The sequence below is a fragment of the Shewanella sp. MM_2022_3 genome (genome assembly GCF_022557375.1).
Classification (GTDB): Bacteria; Pseudomonadota; Gammaproteobacteria; order Enterobacterales; family Shewanellaceae; genus Shewanella; species Shewanella xiamenensis.
This window is the reverse complement of sequence record NZ_JAKZGV010000011.1, coordinates 12,855-32,990: the sequence shown is the minus strand read 5'-3', so window position 1 is coordinate 32,990 and position 20,136 is coordinate 12,855. Positions and strand designations below refer to the sequence as shown.

Below are 20,136 nucleotides of genomic sequence, written 5' to 3'. Positions count from 1 at the left end.
CCCAAGCAAGACTAGATAGGTGAGCCTGGCGGTAAAGTTAAGGGCTTAGGGATAAGTTTTTTATTAGCATCCAAGAGCCCCGCACTAAGGCCCTGCTCCAAACCGTTATAGTGGGCAGCCACTTTAGCATTGGCTCGGTTAGCTTTGGCTTTGAGCTGCTTTATCACAAATTGAGCACGTTCAAAGAGCGCAGCCTTAACCTCTGGCGCAGTTTGCGGATCGTGGTAGGTCGACAAGAATTCATCGATCACCACCGCATTAACGCGCATCCACACACCTTCAACTAAGCCAAGCTTATCTTCCTGATATAACGTCGCGGCAAACAACTTATTCAGTAGGGTCTCAACCGAGAGTTGCTCATTATCGGCCATCGCCGCTTGGCTCACACGATTTAAGCGTTTTGGCATGAGCAGTAAGCTTACAGTGTGGCGAGCAGACACTTCTGCCATGCCAAGGGGATCGCTCGCCACCCCAAGCCCCGATTCAAACGACTCCCGCGTTGGCTGATAATTGCCCGCTTTAGGGACTAAAGTGTCTAACAATGTTTGTGGGACAGTTAGACTTGCTGCATCTAAGGTGCTTAACAACGCATCGAGACCCGACAATTGTAATGGCGGTGCAATATAGCTCCAGCGACCGCCCTCACCGATAGACAAATAGTGATAGTCGGTGCCGCCAATAAATTTTGCGACAGCCTCGATTTGGTAACGATTGAGTAGATAGATAGGTACAAAAGCATCGACCAATTCACCAAGCGGCTCGCCAGGCAATAAGGCCGCTCGACTGAAGCCTTCAATCGCCTTGGCACGAATGCGATTTAGCTCCAATAGTTGAGCGATTGGATCATCACCACTGTCCCACAGGCTAGCATAGGCTTGGCTGGCATCCTTCTGGCGCGAATCGGCTTCGCCAATATAGCGCAGCCCTTTACGGGCCACTTCGGCCAGCAACTGATTTTGCAGCGCCAACTGGGCAGTCACATCGCCTTCATCGCTATAACCGTAGGCGATGGCAAAGTTATCCCACGGCCCGACACCAACGCTATAAGGTGCTGAAATATCAATATCATTGCCTTTCAGCATGATCTTAGGATGGGGATAATCCATCACAGAGGCATCCTGATTAGTCGAGGCGGCAAAGTTATGATCTAAGCCTAAGGTATGGCCGACCTCATGGGCGGCGAGTTGCCGAATACGCGCTAAGGCTAAGTCATTAGCCGCTTGCTCGGCGGCGCTTCTATCACGCCAACCTGCGGTTAACCCTTTGGCAATCAAGTAATCTTGGCGCACCCGCAAGCTACCTAAGGTCACTTGGCCTTTGATGATTTCGCCAGTACGCGGATCAGTGAGCGCTGCGCCATAGGACCAGCCTCGCGTCGCACGGTGGACCCACTGGATCATGTTATAACGGATATCCTGCGGATCGGCATCGGGCGGCAACAGTTCAACCTTAAAACCGTTGATAAATCCCGCTTGGGTGAAGGCCGTTTCCCACCAGCGTGCGCCATCGAGCAGTGCCGAGCGAATAGGCTCAGGCACACCTGGGTCGAGGTAATAGGTGATAGGTTTAACCACCTCACTAGGCGCAGGGCCTAGGTTCACCTTTTGCAGGCGGTGGCGCAAAATAAACCGCTGCACCAGAGGCTCAGAAAAATCCGTCGCATAGTCGCGGTACTCATCGGATAGATAGCCGCTCATCGGATGATAGGCGCGAACTTGATAGCCTTCGTCTGGCAATTCAGCAAAAGAATAACGCATCCGTACTGACATAAAGGTGCCATCGGGCGTGACCTTAGCGACTTGCTCGCCAGCAACATCGCCCTTAAAGGTCAATTGCACATCTACATCGCTATTTTTTTCAAAGGATTTGACTCCCGTGGGCAAAATCGCCGAGCGGGTTAAGTCGAGACGATAATTGCCCTGTCCCGTCTGTTGCAGCACATGTGAGACACCGTGCAGATCATTAAGCACTAGCTCACTGATCGCCACCATATCCGGCTTACCTTCGAGCAATTTTCCCTGCCACAATACCGAATCGGCAAAGGCTTCATCTACTGCTCGTTTTTCGGCGGCATCTTGGGTATTGGCGCGATACTGGGTGTTCAGTTGCTTAAGCTGGATGTAGGGACCTTGGCGCTCAAACTGCACCATGCGGGTTTGACCTAACTGGCCACGATCTAAGCCGATATCGTTAGAACCAACCCCTTCAGGTAAGCTAGTCACCAAGAGAAAGGGCTGATTGAGGCGACTCACCTCAAGGTATAACTCCCCTTCGCTCGGTTCATAGTAAAAATTGAGAAATCCCTTGGCTACTTGGCTTTGCTTAACAATTTTAGTGCTCGGCAGAGTAGCGGCAACGCTAAGGGCTGGCAAACCTAAGAGCAGGATGGCGAGGGCTAGGCTATGGGGTTTCATCTTTCCTCCTGAACTGGCTGTCTACGTGGTCACGCTATGAAACTAACCACGCGGGGCCATCACTGGCCCCGGGCGAACAATTAATGGTGATTATGTTTGTGCTTAATCCAATGGGTTAAAGTTTCAAATAATTCGGATAGCACGATAGGCTTAGTAATATGGGCATTCATCCCTGCGGCGAGACTCTTTTCCCGATCACCAGACATCGCATGGGCTGTCATGGCGATAATCGGTAAGGCATCAGCGCTGTAACGTTCACGCAGTGCCCGCGCCGCCGTTAAACCATCCATTACTGGCATTTGAATATCCATTAATACCGCATCGAAGGGGCGCGAGTCGATAATATCCAACGCAATTTGGCCATTTCCTGCAACGACGACTTCGTAACCCGCACTCTTTAACAGCTCTGTCGCAACCTGTTGGTTGATAAAGTTATCTTCAACCAAGAGCACTAAACCTGTGTGCTCACCTTCTTCGACAGCCACTTCAGCAATAGGCTGTGCGACATTGAGCCTTGGCTCGTCGGCAAAGGCGGCAATAATCTCATCGAACAGGCTCGAGGCCTTAAAGGGCTTTTGCAACACAGCAAACACATTGGCACTATCGACTTCAAGTTGCAAAGGTTCAGCCGCATAGGCCGTCATCATAATAATGATTGGCCGTTTCGCAATCCGACCTTCGGCCACCATGGTATCGATGGCGCTAATCACATCACTGCCATCCATTTCTGGCATCATCCAATCGAGCAACAATAAATCGATAGGATCTCGCGACAACTTATACAGCGCCTCGGCACCGCTCGCGGCCGTATCCACCTCGAAGTGGAAATCGCGCATCAACGCTGAGTAAATTTGCAGCGCCGTTGGGTTATCATCCACCACAAGTGTGCGTAAATTATTGAGTTTTTCAGGCACAACTAAGGGCTCAACCTTGGCCTCTTCGGCAATCTCAAAGCTGATGGTAAAGCTAAAGGTACTGCCAACGCCTAACTCACTCTGTACTTGCATCTTGCCACCCATCATGGAGACCAAATGCTTACTGATCGATAAACCTAAGCCTGTGCCGCCGTATTTACGGGTCGTCGAACCATCGGCTTGGGCAAAGGCATCGAATAACTTTTCCTGCTGATCTTTACTGATCCCAATACCGGTATCACGCACCCAGAATTTTAAGGTAATCCGGTGATCGCGCTCGCCGACATCTTCACATCCCAATTCAATCTCGCCGGATTGGGTAAACTTCACCGCGTTCGACAACAGATTGATCAACACTTGGCCTAGACGCAGTGGATCGCCCTTAAGAATGAGTCCAGCCGTCACTGGCGCATACAGCAATAATTCGACGCCTTGTTCCTGCGCCTTAAGCGCGTTGAGATCGAGGGCATGATCGAGCACTTTATCCAATGGAAACGGCACCCGCTCCAACTCTAACTTACCCGCCTCAATCTTAGAGAAGTCGAGAATATCGTTAATAATTCGCAATAATGACTGCGCCGAGAAACCGGCTTTTTCGAGGTAATCCTTCTGCTGCGCCGTCAGCGAGGTGCGCTGCGCCAACTGCAACATACCGATAATAGCGTTCATTGGCGTGCGGATTTCATGGCTCATATTCGCCAAAAATTCACTCTTGTACAGGTTGGCCAATTCCGCGTCCTGCTTCGCCTCCAACAGCGCCACTTCGTTACTCTTATGGCGCGTGATGTCCTTATGGGTACCGACCATACGCTTAGGCTGACCATCGGCGGTAAATTCCACTACCCGTCCACGGGAAAGCACCCAGTGATAACTGCCATTTTTACCTAAAATCCGAAACTCGATTTCATAAGCATCGACCGGGTTTTGCAGATACTGATTACGATATTCTTCGACGCGAATTCTATCGTCGGGATGCGTCAGTTGATCAATCGCCGACAATAACGCAGGGAATTCATTGGGTTTATACCCCAGCATCGAATAATAGGATGGGTTGCAAATAATATGCTCCGAATCCAAATACCAGTCCCATAGACCGTCCTCTACCGCATCCATCGCTAAGTGGTAACGCTCTTCCGACAGACGTAACTGTTCGGCGGACTCGTACTCACGCGTCACATCGCGCCACACGGCAATTAAGCCTTGCAGCTCACCACGACGGTTATAGAAAGGCAGTTTCAGGGTGTCGAGCAACACAGGTTTACCCGCTAACTCGACCTTCTCTTGATAACGCAGCGGCGTGCGATCTTTTAGGATCTGCTCATCCTCGGCACGAATACGAATGCCCATCTCTGGCGAGGTTAAATCCTCCGACGACAGACCGATCATCTCGCTTTCGGTGTAACCCAACATCCGCTCGGCGGCCTTGTTACAGCCGAGGTAATTGCCCTCTTTATCTTTAAAGACAATGGCTTCTGGTATGGAGTCGAGTAAGGACCGCAATAACGCATATTCACGTTCGCGGCGCTCGGTAGCATCTTTTAACCGCTCAGTACGACGCGCGACCAGTTTATCGAGTCGTTTATTTTGCTCGGCCAGATGGTGAGTGTATTGCTTGTTTTCCTCAAAAATGCGGCTGACCAATAGGAACCAAGGCTCCCAACCAGGGGTGATTTTTTCCGGCGGTTTACGCGGTTCTTGGGAGCAGCCCTCTAAGTGGGATAACAGCCGCGATGCAGGGCTCACAAAAGAGCGGCGCGTTTGCCAGTGTACTATGGTCACCAGCACCGACAGAGCGATGACCACAAGGATAAAGGTCAGTTGCAGTTTTTCGACCGAATCTTGAAACAGGTCGTCTTCATTTTGCAGATATAACAAGCGCCAAGGCGCATTATGCAGCGCAACCGAGTGGATATAGTAACCGTTACGAATAATGCCTTCGTGGGCGTCGAATAATTCAGACTCAGGCAACGAATGCAGCTCAGAAGGAATGCGCTGGCTGATGTGATACACCCGATTGATATCAGAGCCATCAAAATCACTGTGGGATAAAATATTATTCTGCTGATCGAGCAGGATCACCGTCCCCGGCATTTTGAAGTACACCCGAATTTGCCGCGCCAATGAGGCTAAGGTCATATCGAGGTTTATCGAGCCCATAAACTCATCGTCGAGGTAAACGGGCACACCTAAGGTGGTCAATAAGCCTTTACCTGTGGAGTCGACGTAGGCCTCACTCCAAAACACGCTGCGTTGCGGGTTCATCGCTGGCGTCGCGTATTGGAATTGTTTTTTATTGAGCAACTCGTCTCTAAAACGTTGATCATCATTGGTCCAAGGGAAGTAGGACATCATCCGCTGGCGCGATAGATAATAAATTGCCGAGGCTTTGGGTGCGGCTTCTTTGGCCACAGGGAAAGACAGCGATAACTCGAACAGCATTTCCAGCTCTTGGTAGAACTTATCACTGCGACCATCGAGGGAACCCGCGCCCGTGATCCGCCCCATATTAGTGAATGGCTTGCCACCTTTGGCGTAATTAGGCTCTAAGGTAAAATACTGACCACTTTCGTTAAATTTGCCGTACTGCGGTAAGCGATCCTTACGCACTAACTCACCTAAACGTAGGTGATCCACAGCCACATCCCGCAAGCTCTTTACCGCACGAATGCTCGACTCCAGTAGTAAGTCAATTTGCAATACATGGCGTTCAACCTGCTCTTCTCGCTGATCCATCTGCTGGCTTTTCTGGCGATCGAAAAACATCCACGCCGTCAGCAACGACAGGACAATTACACCGATATAAGTATAAAAAACGGCACGGTTATAATTCTTTTGGATCGGCGATTTTAGCTGGAGATCCGGCTCACTCGATTTCATCCACTACCCTTGATTACAGCACTTGATTTAGCCATCGGTGGCAAAAGTTACGGAGTTCATTTATGGGTCCTTATATTAGCAGGAAGAAACCCCGAGTCACATCAAATAATTGCCGCTCTCAGACTAGCAAAGTCTATGGTTAGCTAACTGAAAAATCATAGAAATGGCTAAAAATAAAGGTCCCACAAGTGAGACCTTTTGTAACAATTTAGTTAATGGTTAGAGATGTTCTTCAGCGTATTCAGCTAAGCGTGAACGCACCACGCCATTCAGGTACAAGTTTGCACTGCCTTCAAAGTCTTTAAAACGTTCCACTATGTAAGTTAAGCCCGAGGTCACTGCGGTGAGATAATTCGAATCGATCTGTGCTAAGTTACCGCAACAAATCAATTTTGTGCCTTCCCCCATCCGAGTGATCATGGTTTTGATCTGTGACGCCGTTAAGTTTTGACATTCATCCAAGAGTACAATGGAGTTTTGGATCGAGCGGCCGCGCATAAAGTTGATCGACTTAAATTGGATATTCGCCTTCTCCATGATGTAGTTCAAACTGCCGGTCGGATTGACATCATTCTTGTGCAGCACTTCTAAGGTATCGGTAATCGCCGCCAGCCATGGCATCATCTTTTCTTCTTCGGTGCCGGGTAAAAAACCTATCGATTCGGCAATTTCTGGCGTATTACGAGTCACAATCACCTTATCGTAGCGATTACGCTCCACTACCAACTCAAGCGCAGCCGCCATTGCCAGTAAGGTTTTACCGCAACCCGCTGGCCCCGTTAAGATCACCAGATCGATATCGGGATCGAGCAAGGCTTGCAGCGCCATGCCTTGGTAAACATTCTTAGGTTTAACGCCCCACGCCTCGAGGTTTTTTAAGCGCTCGCGGCCCAAATCCAAAATATGCAGATGAGTATCGCTACGCTCGGTGACGCGCCCACAAAAATCAGATTCGGTGTCAATCAGATACTGGTTAATGTAAAAGGGTTCGTTGTCTAAATCTTTCAGTGGGACTTCATGAATCGTATGCCGACCGTGGCGCTCGGTGGACACTTTGTTTAAATGCTCCCAAAAATTACCTTCGAACTGATAAAAGCCCTTGCTGAGGAAACGAATATCGTCGATCAGCTGGTCGGTTCGATAATCCTCAACCAATTGAATACCCGCGCCCTTGGCCTTAAGACGCATATTGATATCTTTAGTGACGAGTACCACAGTGCGTGGATGGTGAAGATTTTGTAGATGTAGTGCGGTATTGATAATGCGGTTATCGTTGCCATCCCCCGGCAGGGCACCTAAGGTAAAATCGACAAGATGGTCAGGGAAAATAGAAAGTGAGCCTATTGCATCGGCATGCCCTTCTCGACTTGGCAAAGGGACGCCATTAATAATTTGTTCCGGTGTTGTATCGCCGCCGAGGGTATCTTCCAATGCCCGAATGGCAACTCTCGCATCGCGACTCACATCACTCTTTCGATCTTTAATCTGGTCTAGCTCTTCTAGCACAGTCATCGGAATGACTACATCGTGCTCTTTAAACGAATAGATCGCCAAAGGTTCATGTAGTAACACATTGGTATCCAGTACAAACAACTTTCTGTCGTCTTGTTCCATGGCGCCTCCAGAGTGCTCGATTGTTTTTATGTTATATCTCGTTCCCAGTGAGTGGATATGGCTCCTTTGCTGATTGGCGTTAGGTTAAGAATGATCTTTAAGTTCAAGCCTCTACCGAATAAAGATAGCTAGCGGCTTACACTAATATTGGCACCATTCTCAATGAATGCCAACCAAATCATCAGAGACTCGAAAGCAGTGTAGGTCCCTCGATATGACAGAAGCATGACAAAACCTCGAGCTGCAACAGAGAATTTTCTTCACTGTTCAATTTGTAATCTGCTGTGTGGAGAATTAGTCTCTAACGGTTGAGAGGGCGATTCAAATATCCCTAGTATTGATATAACATACGCGCCCTTTGTTAGAGTCCGCCCAGAGATGAGAATTTAAGATGCCGTTTGCCTTAGGACAACGTTGGATAAGTGATACCGAGTCAGAGCTTGGTTTAGGAACAGTCGTACAAGTTGAAGGCCGCATGGTCACAGTGTTATTCCCTGCGACTGGTGAGAACCGTATGTTCTCGCGTAACGAAGCCCCGCTGACCCGCGTCATATACAACCCTGGCGATACGGTTGAAAGCCATGAAGGCTGGAGTCTCTCGGTCGAAGAACTCACCGAAAAAGACGGTCTCGTCGTCTACCACGGAATCCACAGCGAAACAGGTGAGAAAACCAGCCTGCGTGAGACCCTGTTAAACCACAACATTCGTTTTAACAAACCGCAGGATCGCCTGTTTGCGGGTCAGATTGACCGCCTCGATCGTTTCGGCATTCGTTACCAATGCCAGTTACTGCGCAATCAACTGGCGACCTCTGATTTACTCGGCTTACAAGGGCCACGCGTTGGTCTTATCCCCCATCAAATGTGGATTGCCCATGAAGTGGGTCGCCGTTATGCGCCGCGGGTGTTGCTGGCCGACGAAGTGGGTTTGGGTAAAACCATCGAAGCAGGGCTAATTATCCACCAACAACTGCTGACAGGCCGTGCCGAACGAGTATTGATTATTGTGCCGGATACCCTGCGCCATCAGTGGTTAGTGGAAATGCTGCGCCGCTTTAACTTGCGCTTCTCCGTGTTTGATGAAGACCGTTGCGTTGAAGCCTTTGCCGACCATGACAACCCTTTCTATACCGAACAGTTAGTGATTTGTTCACTCGAATTACTGCGTAAAAAGAAACGTCTCGACCAAGCACTCGATGCCGATTGGGATCTGTTAGTGGTTGATGAAGCGCACCATTTAGAGTGGACCGAAGACGCCCCAAGCCGCGCCTACCAAGTGGTTGAAGCCTTAAGCGAAGTCGTACCGGGCGTATTATTACTGACCGCAACACCGGATCAACTCGGTCACGAGAGCCATTTTGCGCGCTTGCGCCTACTCGACCCAGATCGTTTCTATGACTACGACGCCTTCCTTGCTGAAGAAAACAGCTACAAAGATGTCGCCATCGCCGCCGAAGCTTTAGCGGGCGAAAGCAAATTATCCGATACCGCTATCAACAGCTTAACCGAATTACTCAGCGAAAAAGACATAGCGCCGAGCATTCGGTTAATTCAAGCCGAAGGCATCGACAGTGAGTTACAACAAGCTGCCCGCAGCGAATTACTGCAAGAACTGCTTGATCGCCACGGCACTGGCCGCGTACTTTACCGCAACAGCCGCGCCTCGGTAAAAGGTTTTCCGAAACGTATTTTCAACGCCTATCCCCATGCGATGCCTGAGCAGTATCTTACCGCTGCACGCGTGAATGAGATGATGGGCGGTCGTAAAACCTTAGAAGCGAAAGCGGCACAAGCCTTAAGCCCTGAAAAACTCTATCAAGAATTTGAAGACAACAGCGCCAGTTGGTGGAAGTTCGATCCTCGCGTGGATTGGTTAATCGAGTTCTTAAAGTCGCACCGCAGCAAGAAAGTGCTGATTATCGCCAGTGGCGCCGATACCGCCCTGAGCCTAGAAGAAGCCCTGCGTACCCGTGAAGGCATTCAAGCCACAGTGTTCCACGAAGGTATGTCGATCATCGAGCGCGATAAAGCGGGTGCTTACTTTGCTCAAGAAGAAGGCGGCGCTCAAGCATTAATCTGTTCAGAAATCGGCTCAGAGGGTCGTAACTTCCAGTTTGCCAGCCACTTAGTGTTGTTCGATCTGCCATTAAACCCAGATTTATTAGAGCAACGTATCGGCCGTTTAGACCGTATTGGTCAAAAGAACGATATCCAAATTCACTTGCCTTATCTGCAAGATACGGCGCAGGAGCGTTTACTCCAATGGTATCACCAAGGTCTAAATGCCTTCGAGCTTACCTGCCCTGGCGGCCATATACTTTTCAGTGAATTTGCCGAAGAATTGTTAAATGTTCTTGTAGGCGGTGATGAAGACGAGCTGACCAATCTGCTCAATCACACCCAAAGCCGTTACAAAGAACTGAAACACGCCATGGAGCAAGGCCGTGATAAACTGCTGGAAATCAACTCCCATGGTGGCGATAAAGCCAAGGCGATTGTCGAGCGTTTAGCCCAAAGCGATCAAGATACTAAACTTATTGGCTCAGTGATCCGCTTGTGGGACATTATCGGTGTCGACCAGGAAGATAAAGGCGAAAACTCGATTATCCTGCGTCCAAGCGAACATATGATGTTCCCGACTTATCCCGGCCTGCATGAGGATGGCGTGACGGTCACCTTCGACCGTGATACTGCACTCTCCCGTGATGATATTGCCTTGATCACCCAAGAGCATCCACTGGTGCAAACCGGCCTCGACTTGATCACCAGCTCGGATACCGGTACTACAAGTGTTGCGATATTAAAAAACAAGGCATTACCTGCGGGCACCCTGTTTTTAGAACTGATTTATATGGCAGATGCCTCGGCGCCTAAATCGAGCCAGCTCTATCGTTATCTACCGCCTACGCCTATCCGTATTCTGCTGGATAAAAATGGTAACGATCTGTCAGCCAAGGTCGATTACACCAGTTTTGACAAACAGTTAAGCGCGGTAAACCGTCATATTGGTAGCAAGTTAGTCACTGCATCACAGCCAATTCTGCATCCGTTATTTGCTAAAGGCGAAGAGTATGCCCAAGTGGCCGTCAATGAGTTAGTGGCTCAAGCGCGCGAGAAGATGACCAGCCAGCTTACAGGCGAACTCGAACGTTTAGAATCTCTCAAAGCGGTCAACCCCAATATACGTGAGGAAGAATTAGAATACCTACGCAACCAAATGCGGGAGCTGACTACTTACCTCGATGCGAGTCAGTTGCAGCTTGATGCGATTCGTATGGTGCTAGTTAGCCATGTTTAATCTTGATTGGCATTAAACCGAGCCTTATCCGGCTCGCTTAAGCTAAAACACAAACGCCCAGCCAATCGCTGGGCGTTTTTATTTTCTCTGTTGTATAAACATTTTTTTCGCATAAGTCTGTCTAGGCGCCGCAGTGCGCGGTCGCCGTCACGAGCTCAAGCAAAAATTGCTTCTGCTACGCTGCTTAAGGTTATACTCTAGCTAATTGAATTTATAAGACTACACAGGTGGTTATCAATTCTATGGCGCGTATCATTCCCTCGGTATTGAGCCTCACCTTAGCTCTAGCCAGTGCGAGCTTACTCGCCGCCGATCCCAGTAGCCAAACTCCCGAGCCAAGTGCCGAAGCAGCTCAGTCTAATCCCAACAAACCGACGCCCGCTAAAAGAGCGAGCAGCTATTTACCCGCCAATGAGATCAAACAAATCACCATTGATGACCAACCACTTGAACTCTTAGTCCGCTCGTGGGAAGGCCGGAAAAAACTCGGTGCAGCCATTATTTTACCCGCCACTAATGGCACCGCCGATGCGCCCGGGTTAATGGCCTTTGTCCGACGTAATATCAATGCGGCTGGCTGGGCGAGCTTAAGCCTCACGCCGCCAACAGAACCACCAGCGCCCAATTTTGCCACCCCAGCAACTGAAGTCGCGACTGCGGGGTCAGCGCAATTAACCGCGCCTTCCAATAAACCAAGTCAAAAGGTAAAGCCGGAAGACAGTAATAAGCATCTCCTTGAGCAAGAAGACTTTCTCGTTAAAAGCATGTCACAGCTCGACAGCGTTGGTAGCGATTATCCTGGCAAACGAGTACTGATCACCGCCGATCAAAGTGCTGGATTATTGATAAGCCTATTAAGCCAAAAGAAAATTGCCGATCCCGATGTATTGATTGTCATCAATCCCTACAGTGAAGACGAAACGCGCAACCAAGCCATAGCCGAGAAGCTCGCTAAACTCACGATGCCGATACTCGATATTCAATCACCCGATGGTCACCCCGCCTCATTAGAAACGGCTGAACAACGTAAAACGCTGGCAGTGACCTTAGAGGCACCCAATTATCGGCAGACAACGCTGGCATTGAATCTGGATAATGAAAGCGCTTGGCAGAATTGTTTAACGGCCATAAGAGGATTCGCCGCCCGAATGAGCGGCGCCTATTGAAATTTGAATCCCCTGATTTTACGAGCACGGCTTGCTAGTACAAAATAAAGCTCGACACATCAACGCTGCCTCAGCATTAAGGAAGTCTTTACCATGGCTTTCTCGCTAAGGGCATCAACCAAGTTACCAGCCAGACTGGCGATCCTTGTAGGGTTTAGTGGGATCTTTTAACTGACGAACCGCAGCGATAGTACGATTTTTGCCAAGCAGCAATCTCACTTGGCTCCATGACTCGCGGCATAGCAACGCACGGACCGAAGCAGTCCAGCTGCGGTTAATACTCAGCTTAATTGCCGCAGCCGCATCGGGGGAGGTATTGAGGAGTTCTTCCGCCAATTGTTGCGCGCTTAACATTGGGTTATCACTTAACTGAGTCACTAAACCTAAGGTTTTAGCCTCTTCGCCAGAGAGCACTTTTGCCGTGAGACTGAGTAACATCGCTTGATCCTTTGGCATAATTTGCCGCAATGCCACTAGGCCTGCCATATCGGGCACCAGCCCCCATTTGGCCTCCATAATGGATAACTTACTGTCAGGGCTTGCAATCCTAAAATCCGCACCTAAAGCGATTTGCATTCCTCCACCATAACAGCAGCCTTCCAATACCGCGATAACGGGTACAGGTAAACGCTGCCAGCCAAGGGATACTCTTTGGGCTAGGTTGGCATTGCCTGGCAACCCTTTAAACAGCAATTTAACTGCTTGCATCGGCGCCGACATCACGCTTTTGACATCCAAGCCAGAACTAAAATGACCTCCAGCGCCAGATAAAATTACTAGCCGAATACGCGGATCTGATTTAATCCTTTTGATGGTTTTATCGAGTTCGCTAAACATCAAATAATTAATTGCATTGAACTTTTCTGGACGATTAAGCACAACATTTGCGATGCCATTCTCAACCGTAACTTGCACACAACGCTCACCCATGAAATATCCTGCTACTGGTCAGTCCAGACCAAATGTTAACATGTTTGGCATGATTAACCAAAACATGTAACATAAGGCCGAATTTTGACTTTAGTCAAAATATTGTCAGTCACCGTTAAGTATTAGTGTGCGATTATGTTAGGCTGCAATCTAAAACCTAACAAATTCTGATTTATGAAGCTGTTAGAATAAATTTACGATGCTGTTCAGCCCATGCCAGCGTCTAATTTGAACAAAATGCATCTCTAGCAACTCCGCTTACCTACAGCATGTATACCTGTGCATGATAGAGGATCGATACTGTAGACATCTGTTGATGGATTAAGCATATAGATGGTCGCAAAATCGAGGTATTTTTTGCGATAAATAACGAAGTTAACTTAGCTAACCACAATTTTAATCGCACTATGCCTTTAGAATTTAATGGCAAGATAAATAAAATTAGCTAATTAAATCTATGAGTTATATATAGATGATGTAAATCAAACTTGCCCGAAGCACATAATTCGTCACTCAAACATGAAGAAATAGTGTTATCTTCAATAAATGGGCAAATAAGGATCTGTAGTCAGCATGACAATCTCTGTACTCATCTGTGACGATTCCGCTATGGCGCGTAAACAAATGGCTCGCACCCTTCCCAAAGAATGGGATGTCGAGATTACCTACGCGACCAATGGTGCCGAAGGGTTAGATGCCATTCGCGCAGGTAAAGGCGAAGTAGTCTTCCTCGATCTCAATATGCCCGTAATGGATGGTTATGAAGTACTACAAACCGTTCAACAAAACGATCTCCCCGCCCTTATCATTGTGGTCTCGGGTGACATACAAATTAAAGCTCATGAACGTGTTAAAGCTCTAGGTGCATTGGACTTTATCCAAAAACCCGTCAGTGCTGATGCCATCAGTAATATCCTCCAAGAGTACGGCATTCTTACCCTAACGCAGAAAGATCAGGTGGAAGACACGCCGATGATCAAAGTCGATATGCGTGATGCCTGCCAAGAGATCGCTAACGTTGCCATGGGCCGTGCAGCCGATTTGCTCGCCAAATTACTTGACGTATTTGTCCTATTACCTATCCCCAATGTGAACGTGCTCGAAGTCAGCGAACTGACCATGGCTCTGAAAGCAACAGAAGAAAGCTCAACTGTTTCAGCACTTTGCCAAGGATTTATTGGTGCAGGAGTTGCGGGTGAAGCACTGTTGTTATTCCATGATTCAAGCTTTAAAGATATGGCCAAGCTCATGGGGGTTGCAAATCCTGAGGATAAGAATACCGAGATTGAAGTACTGATCGACACTGGAAACGTATTGATTGGTGCATTCCTGAATGGGATCTCAGAACAACTCGATATGAAATTCAGCCAAGCCCATCCTGTGGTGTTGGGCCGTCACTGTACAGTGAATGATCTTATCCATGATAATTCGGAAAAATGGCACAGAACATTAGCGATGGAAATCAACTATCGTATTGAAAATCATAATATTCAATGCGACTTACTGTTGCTCTTTACCGAAGACTCTATTCCGACACTGAGCTATAAACTCGGTTATTTACTCGATTAATCAGTTGGACTTTACCTTATGTCAAACGATCAAAGCGCAATGAACGAACTCCATTGGCTTATCGATATGGTACAAACCATAGAAGTGGGTCTTGTGGTATTAGATCGCGATTATAATATCCAACTGTGGAATGGCTTTATGGAAAACCATAGTGGCGTTTCACCCAATTCCATTAAAGGTCACAACCTGTTTAGCCGCTTCCCTGATTTGCCAGCAACTTGGTTAAAACAAAAAATGGAATCGGTTTTTATGCTTAAAAATCGAGCTTTCATTAGCTGGGAACAAAGACCTTACGTGTTTCAGTTTAAAAACTATCGCCCAATTACTGGGCGCGCCGATTTTATGTACCAGAACGTGACTTTGCTGCCTCTCGCTTCATTAACCGGCAAAATTACCCATATCAGTGTGATTATTTATGATGTCACCGATATCGCCGTGAATAAGTTGCAGATCAAGGCCGCCAACGAACAGTTAGAGCGTCTCAGTCAAACCGATGGATTAACGCAACTGCATAATCGCCGCCATTGGCAACTATGCTTGGAACACGAGTACGATCTCTATGCCCGCTATTCCGGTATAGCAAGCTTGGTGATGATTGATATTGATCACTTCAAAAATATCAATGACACCTACGGCCACCTTGCAGGTGATAAGGTTATTCAACATATCGCCCATCTTCTGAGTCATTCATTGCGGGAAACCGACTGTGTCGGTCGCTATGGCGGCGAAGAGTTTGCGGTAGTCATGCCCAATACCAGTGGCACCGATGCCCTCAACTTTACCGAGCGTTTGAGGGAAAAGATCGCTGAATCCACCGTAGTGTATGAGGGGCTGAAGATTAAAGTGACTGTCAGCCTTGGCGTATGTGAAATAGGCAAACATATTACGAGCAGTTCAAGTTGGATTTCCTGCTCAGACAAAGCGCTTTACGAGGCCAAACAGAAAGGTCGAAATTGTAGCGTCCTACATGCAGCACCAATTTCCACTTAATTAGGCTTAATAAAGTAAAAGCCCATCATTGATGGGCTTTTACTTTATAAGAATTATGACAACGTATTAATGTGGAAAACCATCGTCCTGTTCGTCATCTTCGTCGTCTTCTTCATCGTCGATTTCATCGCCAACAAAGTAGGTTCCCCAGCCGTCGTAATCCACTTTTTGCTTGGCTGCGAGTTGCAATAACTGTTCAGTCGCTTTGTCTAATAATGGAATTTCTAACTTGTGATAAGCAACAGCGTCAAAACAGAAAATCACCGAACCATCTTCCAATTCCATTTCTTCAGCATCATTGACTTCAAATCCAAGTTTGAATGCATCAACCGCAGCCTTTTCTAAGCGCTCAAAATTGCTCGATGAAAAATGATGCTCAATGGTGTATTCAGCATCTGGCTCTGAGCCATCGTCGAGCAAGGCTTGCACTATGTCACGATTCTCGGCGAATTGGGCTTTTAACTGACTTTCAATAGACATGGACTTGTCTCCGTTAAGATAAAACTGGCTCAAATTGGCGTTATTATACGTCATCAGCCGGGATAGTTTTACCCATTAATGTTGCCGCTTCGCGATTTATCTCGTTAAATTTTGCCGACATAATCTCGTGCACCTGTGCCGAAAAGGCTTTCGCGTCAGCTTTATCCAAACCTTCAGTCGGGATTGGCGCCATCATCTCAATAATCACCACACCATTATCCCAACGGTTCAAATCAATATGGCTTTGGCATGACGTCAACACGGGTACGACTGGCACACCAGCCGCAATCGCAGTGTGGAAAGCTCCCGCTTTGAAGGGCAACAGTCCGCGCCCCCGTGAGCGCGTACCCTCAGGGAAAATCCACACGGAAAGACGATTCTGCTTAATTTTTTCCGCCGTTTTCGCCATGGTATCAAAAGCACTATTGCGATTTTTTCTATCGATCAGAATATTACCTGACAACCAATAGATCTGGCCAAACAAGGGGATCCACACTAAGCTCTTTTTCCCTAAGCTCACAGTGCCTTTAGGTACGGCTTTAGTATGTGTGAATAAATCGAAGTTATTTTGATGATTTCCAAGAAATATATAGGGGCCATCCTGCACTTCCTTAGGCCGACGCACTATGACTTTAAGCCCTAAAATCGGCGCTGCGGATGAAAAGATCTTGGCGAACATATGTACATTGTCACGGTGACGAGGTCGTAATAGGCAAACCAAACCACCAAAAATAAATGCAAGTAACAATGACACCGCCAACAACACAGATCTGACAATTAATAGCACGACATACTCCAAGGGTGAAAGTGGCGACAGTATAGCCACCCAGCCCTAGGGACTCAATATAATGTTTACATCTGTTAGCTGAGTTGCTAACAATCAAACAAAAGCCCATCGTTGCTCACGCAATAAGCGTATCGATGGGCTTTTAAATCAATATCAACGCCTAACACTCAGCATAAAACCTAGCGTTAGATCTGACTCACTGTAGCCATTTTGCTTAAGCCTACACGAAATACCAGTGCACTGACTGCCAAGGTTGCGACTATCGCCGCCCCACTCGGTAAATCCATGGTTGCCGATAATACCAGACCAAGTAAGTAACCCATAAGGCCGACCAGATAGGCGTAAAACAAGCCGTTTTTACCTTGGTATTTATTCAGAGCAAGTGCAGGTAAAATCAAGGTACTAAATACTAAATAGACGCCCACCAGCTCAACCGACAACGTAATAACTAGGGCAAACAGGAGATAGAATCCGGCACCATTTAATATTTGTGGCCGCCAAAAAATCAACGCCAACACCCCAGCATAAACCACTGTCGGTAACACTAATTGCGACCAACTCACCCAAAGGATCTGGCCCGACATCAATTGTTTTAGCAGCTCTGCACCATGGGGATCGTTCGCCAGCAATAGCATAGCAGCCACGGCCGATAGCACATAAAAACAACCGATCATGGCTTCTAACTCACCCGCCATTCTCTTAGATAACCAAGCGATAAATCCCGCCCCCGCAAGGGCGAACAAGGCCGGCATCCACACATTAGAAAATGGCATGTCTTCTAACCTGTGGTCCATGTGGGCGACAATTGCTCCCAACGCGGCGACTTGCGCAATGGCTAAATCGATAAAGATAATCCCACGCTTAAGCACTTGTTTACCAAGTACAATGTGCGTTGAGAGCACTAAGATCCCCGCTGCTAGAGCAGGCAGCAGGATCGACATCAGTTCCAGATCCAACATAGGCTTATTTCACCCCGTTTAAGAGGGAAATCGCGCTGTCGTAGAGGCTAAAGAGATCTTGGCTGCTATCATTTCCACCTACAGACATAGGTAACATCAGTACTGGAAAATTCGCTTTTTCACCCAACCACTTAGCACCACGTTCGTCCTGATAGGACGCCACAACCACCGCAAGAATATCACCCTGCTCGGCACGGCTGAGCAGGCTTGCTAAATGGCCACTGGTCGGCGCTAGACCGGGTTTAGGCTCAAGATCAGCGGCTTGTTCAATCCCCAACCAGTTGAACAGATATCTAAAACTGGTGTGATAGGCGATGACCTTTTTACCCTTTAACGGTTTGGCTTGCTCTTCCCAACGAGGGATCGCCGCCTGCCAACGAGTGCTAAAGTCCGCTAAGGCCTTTTGATAATTAGCCGCTTCACTCGGATCTAGTTGGCTCATCTTAGCGCTGAGCGCATTCGCGACGCTAAGCAAACGATGCGGATCGAAGTGGATATGCGGATTTCCCTGAGCATGCACGTCGCCCATACTGCGATCCACACTCGCTAACTTATCTAAGGTATCGATTTGATCGGCGGCGAAAAATAGCCCTTGATCGGTAGAGCGAACCTTAGCGTTGGCTGACTTCATTTGCAGCATCGGCAGCCAACCGACTTCTAAATCGGCACCTGCACAGACCACCAGATCCGCTTGACGCATTTTAGCAATCAAACTCGGGCGCGCCTGCACTTGATGCGGATCCTGTAAGGCCGTGGTTGCCGAATAAATGCTGGCGTTTGGAGCCAACTCTTTTGCCAATGCGGCATATTCGGGTTCACAGGCAAACACATTCAGCTCTGCGTGGGCAAAGCCTGAACAAGCGAAAGACAGGGCCGCTGCGGCCGCTTTAACAACATTAGAATTGATGCGCACCGTGAGCCCCCAGAGACATAATGTATTGAATAGTGAAAACATTGTCGTCTTCGATTCCATCGAAGTTAGTTCCCTTCTGATTGGTGTACTGGAAACGTACTGTCGAGAAATGGCTCGAATGCCACGCTAGACTCACCTCAGATTCCTTTAACTTCTGGCCATGAAAATGCTCGCCATGGAGCTCTTGGGTATCTACCTCGCCGTAACGCACACCCGCAGACCAGCTAGGAGTGAATTGATACACACTGCTCAGATACCAACCTTGATGATAGTCCTTGCTCGGTGCATCTTCGGGATGAAGATCGGTAGGCACAAAGTCAGTCACGCGGTAATACTCACCGCTTAACGTCAGGTTTTGGTATTTATAGTTACCATTTGGAGCCCATTTATACACAAAATCAGCACCATAGGTGTTTTTACCTGTGTAAGATGCCGCATGGCTGTGGTCATGACCTTCCTCGGCAGTTTCGTCTTCGTGCTCATCGCCTTCTTCATGGGCTGTGACTTGACCGTTTTCGTTACGTAAGTAACTCAATCCCGCCTGCCATGAACTGTTATCCCCTATATCGCCACCGATTTTTGAATATAAGGTGTACACACCGACATTTTTAAACTCACGTTCGCCATGTTCATCGGCGGCGCGCATGCTGTCGCCCTTGAACGCTTCAGCGCCAATGGTCCAATACAGATCAGTTGGAGCAACAAAGTTTAAGCGCACGCCATCATCGAAGTAGTGGCCGCCGAAAAATGCACGGTAAGCAATCGGGCGGTCGGTGAAAGAATCGGTATGTAAATGCTGGTTATTTAGATAACCGATATCCGACAGGAAACGTCCGCCACGGATGGAAAAACCCGCAGGCATTGCCATGGTTTGGATAAAGGCTTCTTCAAGATTAAGCTCGGTTTCACCATCATGCATCTCAACGACGGCGGTCACTTTGCCGTAGAACATGTCGTCAATATTGGCACTCATCGCCAACTCAGTTTCACCTAAACCAAATCCTTCGGCGGTTTCTGCCAATGGGCGTTCAGCCGTTTGATAATAGCCATTCAGCACCGCACTGATCGCCGGATTGGTTAAACTTGAGTCAGCGGCAAATAACGTCGGCGAAGCAAATGCGCACGCCAAGGCCACCAAAGAAATTCGGTTGTTAAAAACAGTCATGATATCTCCAAAATACAACTAGCACTCGATGACTAAGTTAAGTCATCAAGAAATACAATA

At 48.0% G+C, this 20,136-nt stretch carries 13 protein-coding genes; 4 read left to right on the top strand and 9 right to left on the bottom strand.

Annotation, left to right across the window (positions count from 1 at the left end; translation table 11 throughout):
• Positions 1–11: 11 nt before the first annotated feature.
• The 3 genes from MMG82_RS08700 to MMG82_RS08690 form a co-directional block, all read right to left on the bottom strand.
• Positions 12–2,414 (bottom strand): zinc-dependent metalloprotease, encoded by a 2,403-nt coding sequence (locus MMG82_RS08700; RefSeq protein ID WP_173944722.1) that lies wholly within the window; start codon positions 2,412–2,414, stop codon positions 12–14.
• Between the two features lie 80 nt (positions 2,415–2,494).
• Positions 2,495–6,205, bottom strand: a complete 3,711-nt coding sequence (locus MMG82_RS08695; RefSeq protein ID WP_037414057.1) for a response regulator — start codon at positions 6,203–6,205, stop codon at positions 2,495–2,497.
• 219 nt (positions 6,206–6,424) lie between these two features.
• Positions 6,425–7,819, bottom strand: coding sequence for a PhoH family protein (locus MMG82_RS08690; RefSeq protein ID WP_037426948.1), 1,395 nt, complete (start codon positions 7,817–7,819; stop codon positions 6,425–6,427).
• Positions 7,820–8,210: 391 nt separating this feature from the next.
• On the opposite strand from MMG82_RS08690, the gene rapA reads away from it, so the two are divergent.
• A complete protein-coding gene (rapA, locus tag MMG82_RS08685) occupies positions 8,211–11,117 on the top strand; it encodes an RNA polymerase-associated protein RapA (RefSeq protein ID WP_037414061.1) in 2,907 nt (968 codons plus the stop codon).
• Positions 11,118–11,359: 242 nt separating this feature from the next.
• The gene (locus tag MMG82_RS08680) at positions 11,360–12,283 is read left to right on the top strand and encodes a DUF3530 family protein (RefSeq protein WP_241406776.1); all 924 of its coding nucleotides are present in this window, start codon (positions 11,360–11,362) and stop codon (positions 12,281–12,283) included.
• 123 nt (positions 12,284–12,406) lie between these two features.
• On the opposite strand, the gene MMG82_RS08675 is transcribed toward MMG82_RS08680, so the two are convergent.
• Complete coding sequence (locus MMG82_RS08675) at positions 12,407–13,213, bottom strand: crotonase/enoyl-CoA hydratase family protein (protein WP_037414065.1); 807 nt, start codon at positions 13,211–13,213, stop codon at positions 12,407–12,409.
• 573 nt (positions 13,214–13,786) lie between these two features.
• On the opposite strand from MMG82_RS08675, the gene MMG82_RS08670 reads away from it, so the two are divergent.
• Positions 13,787–14,782 (top strand): response regulator, encoded by a 996-nt coding sequence (locus MMG82_RS08670; protein ID WP_037414066.1) that lies wholly within the window; start codon positions 13,787–13,789, stop codon positions 14,780–14,782.
• 18 nt (positions 14,783–14,800) lie between these two features.
• The gene (locus MMG82_RS08665; RefSeq protein ID WP_144346419.1) at positions 14,801–15,772 is read left to right on the top strand and encodes a sensor domain-containing diguanylate cyclase; all 972 of its coding nucleotides are present in this window, start codon (positions 14,801–14,803) and stop codon (positions 15,770–15,772) included.
• 66 nt (positions 15,773–15,838) lie between these two features.
• Here MMG82_RS08665 and rraB read toward each other — a convergent pair whose 3' ends face one another.
• The 5 genes from rraB to MMG82_RS08640 all read right to left on the bottom strand — a co-directional run bounded on the left by rraB (position 15,839) and on the right by MMG82_RS08640 (position 20,076).
• Positions 15,839–16,252 (bottom strand): ribonuclease E inhibitor RraB, encoded by a 414-nt coding sequence (gene rraB / locus MMG82_RS08660; RefSeq protein WP_241406756.1) that lies wholly within the window; start codon positions 16,250–16,252, stop codon positions 15,839–15,841.
• 43 nt (positions 16,253–16,295) lie between these two features.
• Positions 16,296–17,039, bottom strand: coding sequence for a 1-acylglycerol-3-phosphate O-acyltransferase (locus tag MMG82_RS08655; RefSeq protein WP_037414070.1), 744 nt, complete (start codon positions 17,037–17,039; stop codon positions 16,296–16,298).
• 185 nt (positions 17,040–17,224) lie between these two features.
• Entirely contained in the window at positions 17,225–17,998 is a 774-nt protein-coding gene (locus MMG82_RS08650) for a metal ABC transporter permease (protein ID WP_047536041.1), read from the bottom strand.
• 4 nt (positions 17,999–18,002) lie between these two features.
• Entirely contained in the window at positions 18,003–18,911 is a 909-nt protein-coding gene (locus MMG82_RS08645) for a zinc ABC transporter substrate-binding protein (protein ID WP_241406755.1), read from the bottom strand.
• Positions 18,895–20,076 (bottom strand): membrane protein, encoded by a 1,182-nt coding sequence (locus MMG82_RS08640; protein ID WP_047536036.1) that lies wholly within the window; start codon positions 20,074–20,076, stop codon positions 18,895–18,897. The genes MMG82_RS08645 and MMG82_RS08640 overlap by 17 nt, the downstream gene beginning before the upstream one ends.
• Between the last annotated feature and the right edge of the window lie 60 nt (positions 20,077–20,136).

Bases quoted from the DNA above. Each gene is read 5' to 3' on its own strand.
- MMG82_RS08695 (WP_037414057.1), bottom strand. From the start codon at position 6,205: ATGAAATCGAGTGAGCCGGATCTCCAGCTAAAATCGCCGATCCAAAAG.
- MMG82_RS08670 (WP_037414066.1), top strand. From the start codon at position 13,787: ATGACAATCTCTGTACTCATCTGTGACGATTCCGCTATGGCGCGTAAA.
- rraB (WP_241406756.1), bottom strand. From the start codon at position 16,252: ATGTCTATTGAAAGTCAGTTAAAAGCCCAATTCGCCGAGAATCGTGAC.
- MMG82_RS08700 (WP_173944722.1), bottom strand. From the start codon at position 2,414: ATGAAACCCCATAGCCTAGCCCTCGCCATCCTGCTCTTAGGTTTGCCA.
- MMG82_RS08665 (WP_144346419.1), top strand. From the start codon at position 14,801: ATGTCAAACGATCAAAGCGCAATGAACGAACTCCATTGGCTTATCGAT.
- MMG82_RS08690 (WP_037426948.1), bottom strand. From the start codon at position 7,819: ATGGAACAAGACGACAGAAAGTTGTTTGTACTGGATACCAATGTGTTA.
- MMG82_RS08680 (WP_241406776.1), top strand. From the start codon at position 11,360: ATGGCGCGTATCATTCCCTCGGTATTGAGCCTCACCTTAGCTCTAGCC.
- MMG82_RS08650 (WP_047536041.1), bottom strand. From the start codon at position 17,998: ATGTTGGATCTGGAACTGATGTCGATCCTGCTGCCTGCTCTAGCAGCG.
- rapA (WP_037414061.1), top strand. From the start codon at position 8,211: ATGCCGTTTGCCTTAGGACAACGTTGGATAAGTGATACCGAGTCAGAG.
- MMG82_RS08675 (WP_037414065.1), bottom strand. From the start codon at position 13,213: ATGGGTGAGCGTTGTGTGCAAGTTACGGTTGAGAATGGCATCGCAAAT.
- MMG82_RS08640 (WP_047536036.1), bottom strand. From the start codon at position 20,076: ATGACTGTTTTTAACAACCGAATTTCTTTGGTGGCCTTGGCGTGCGCA.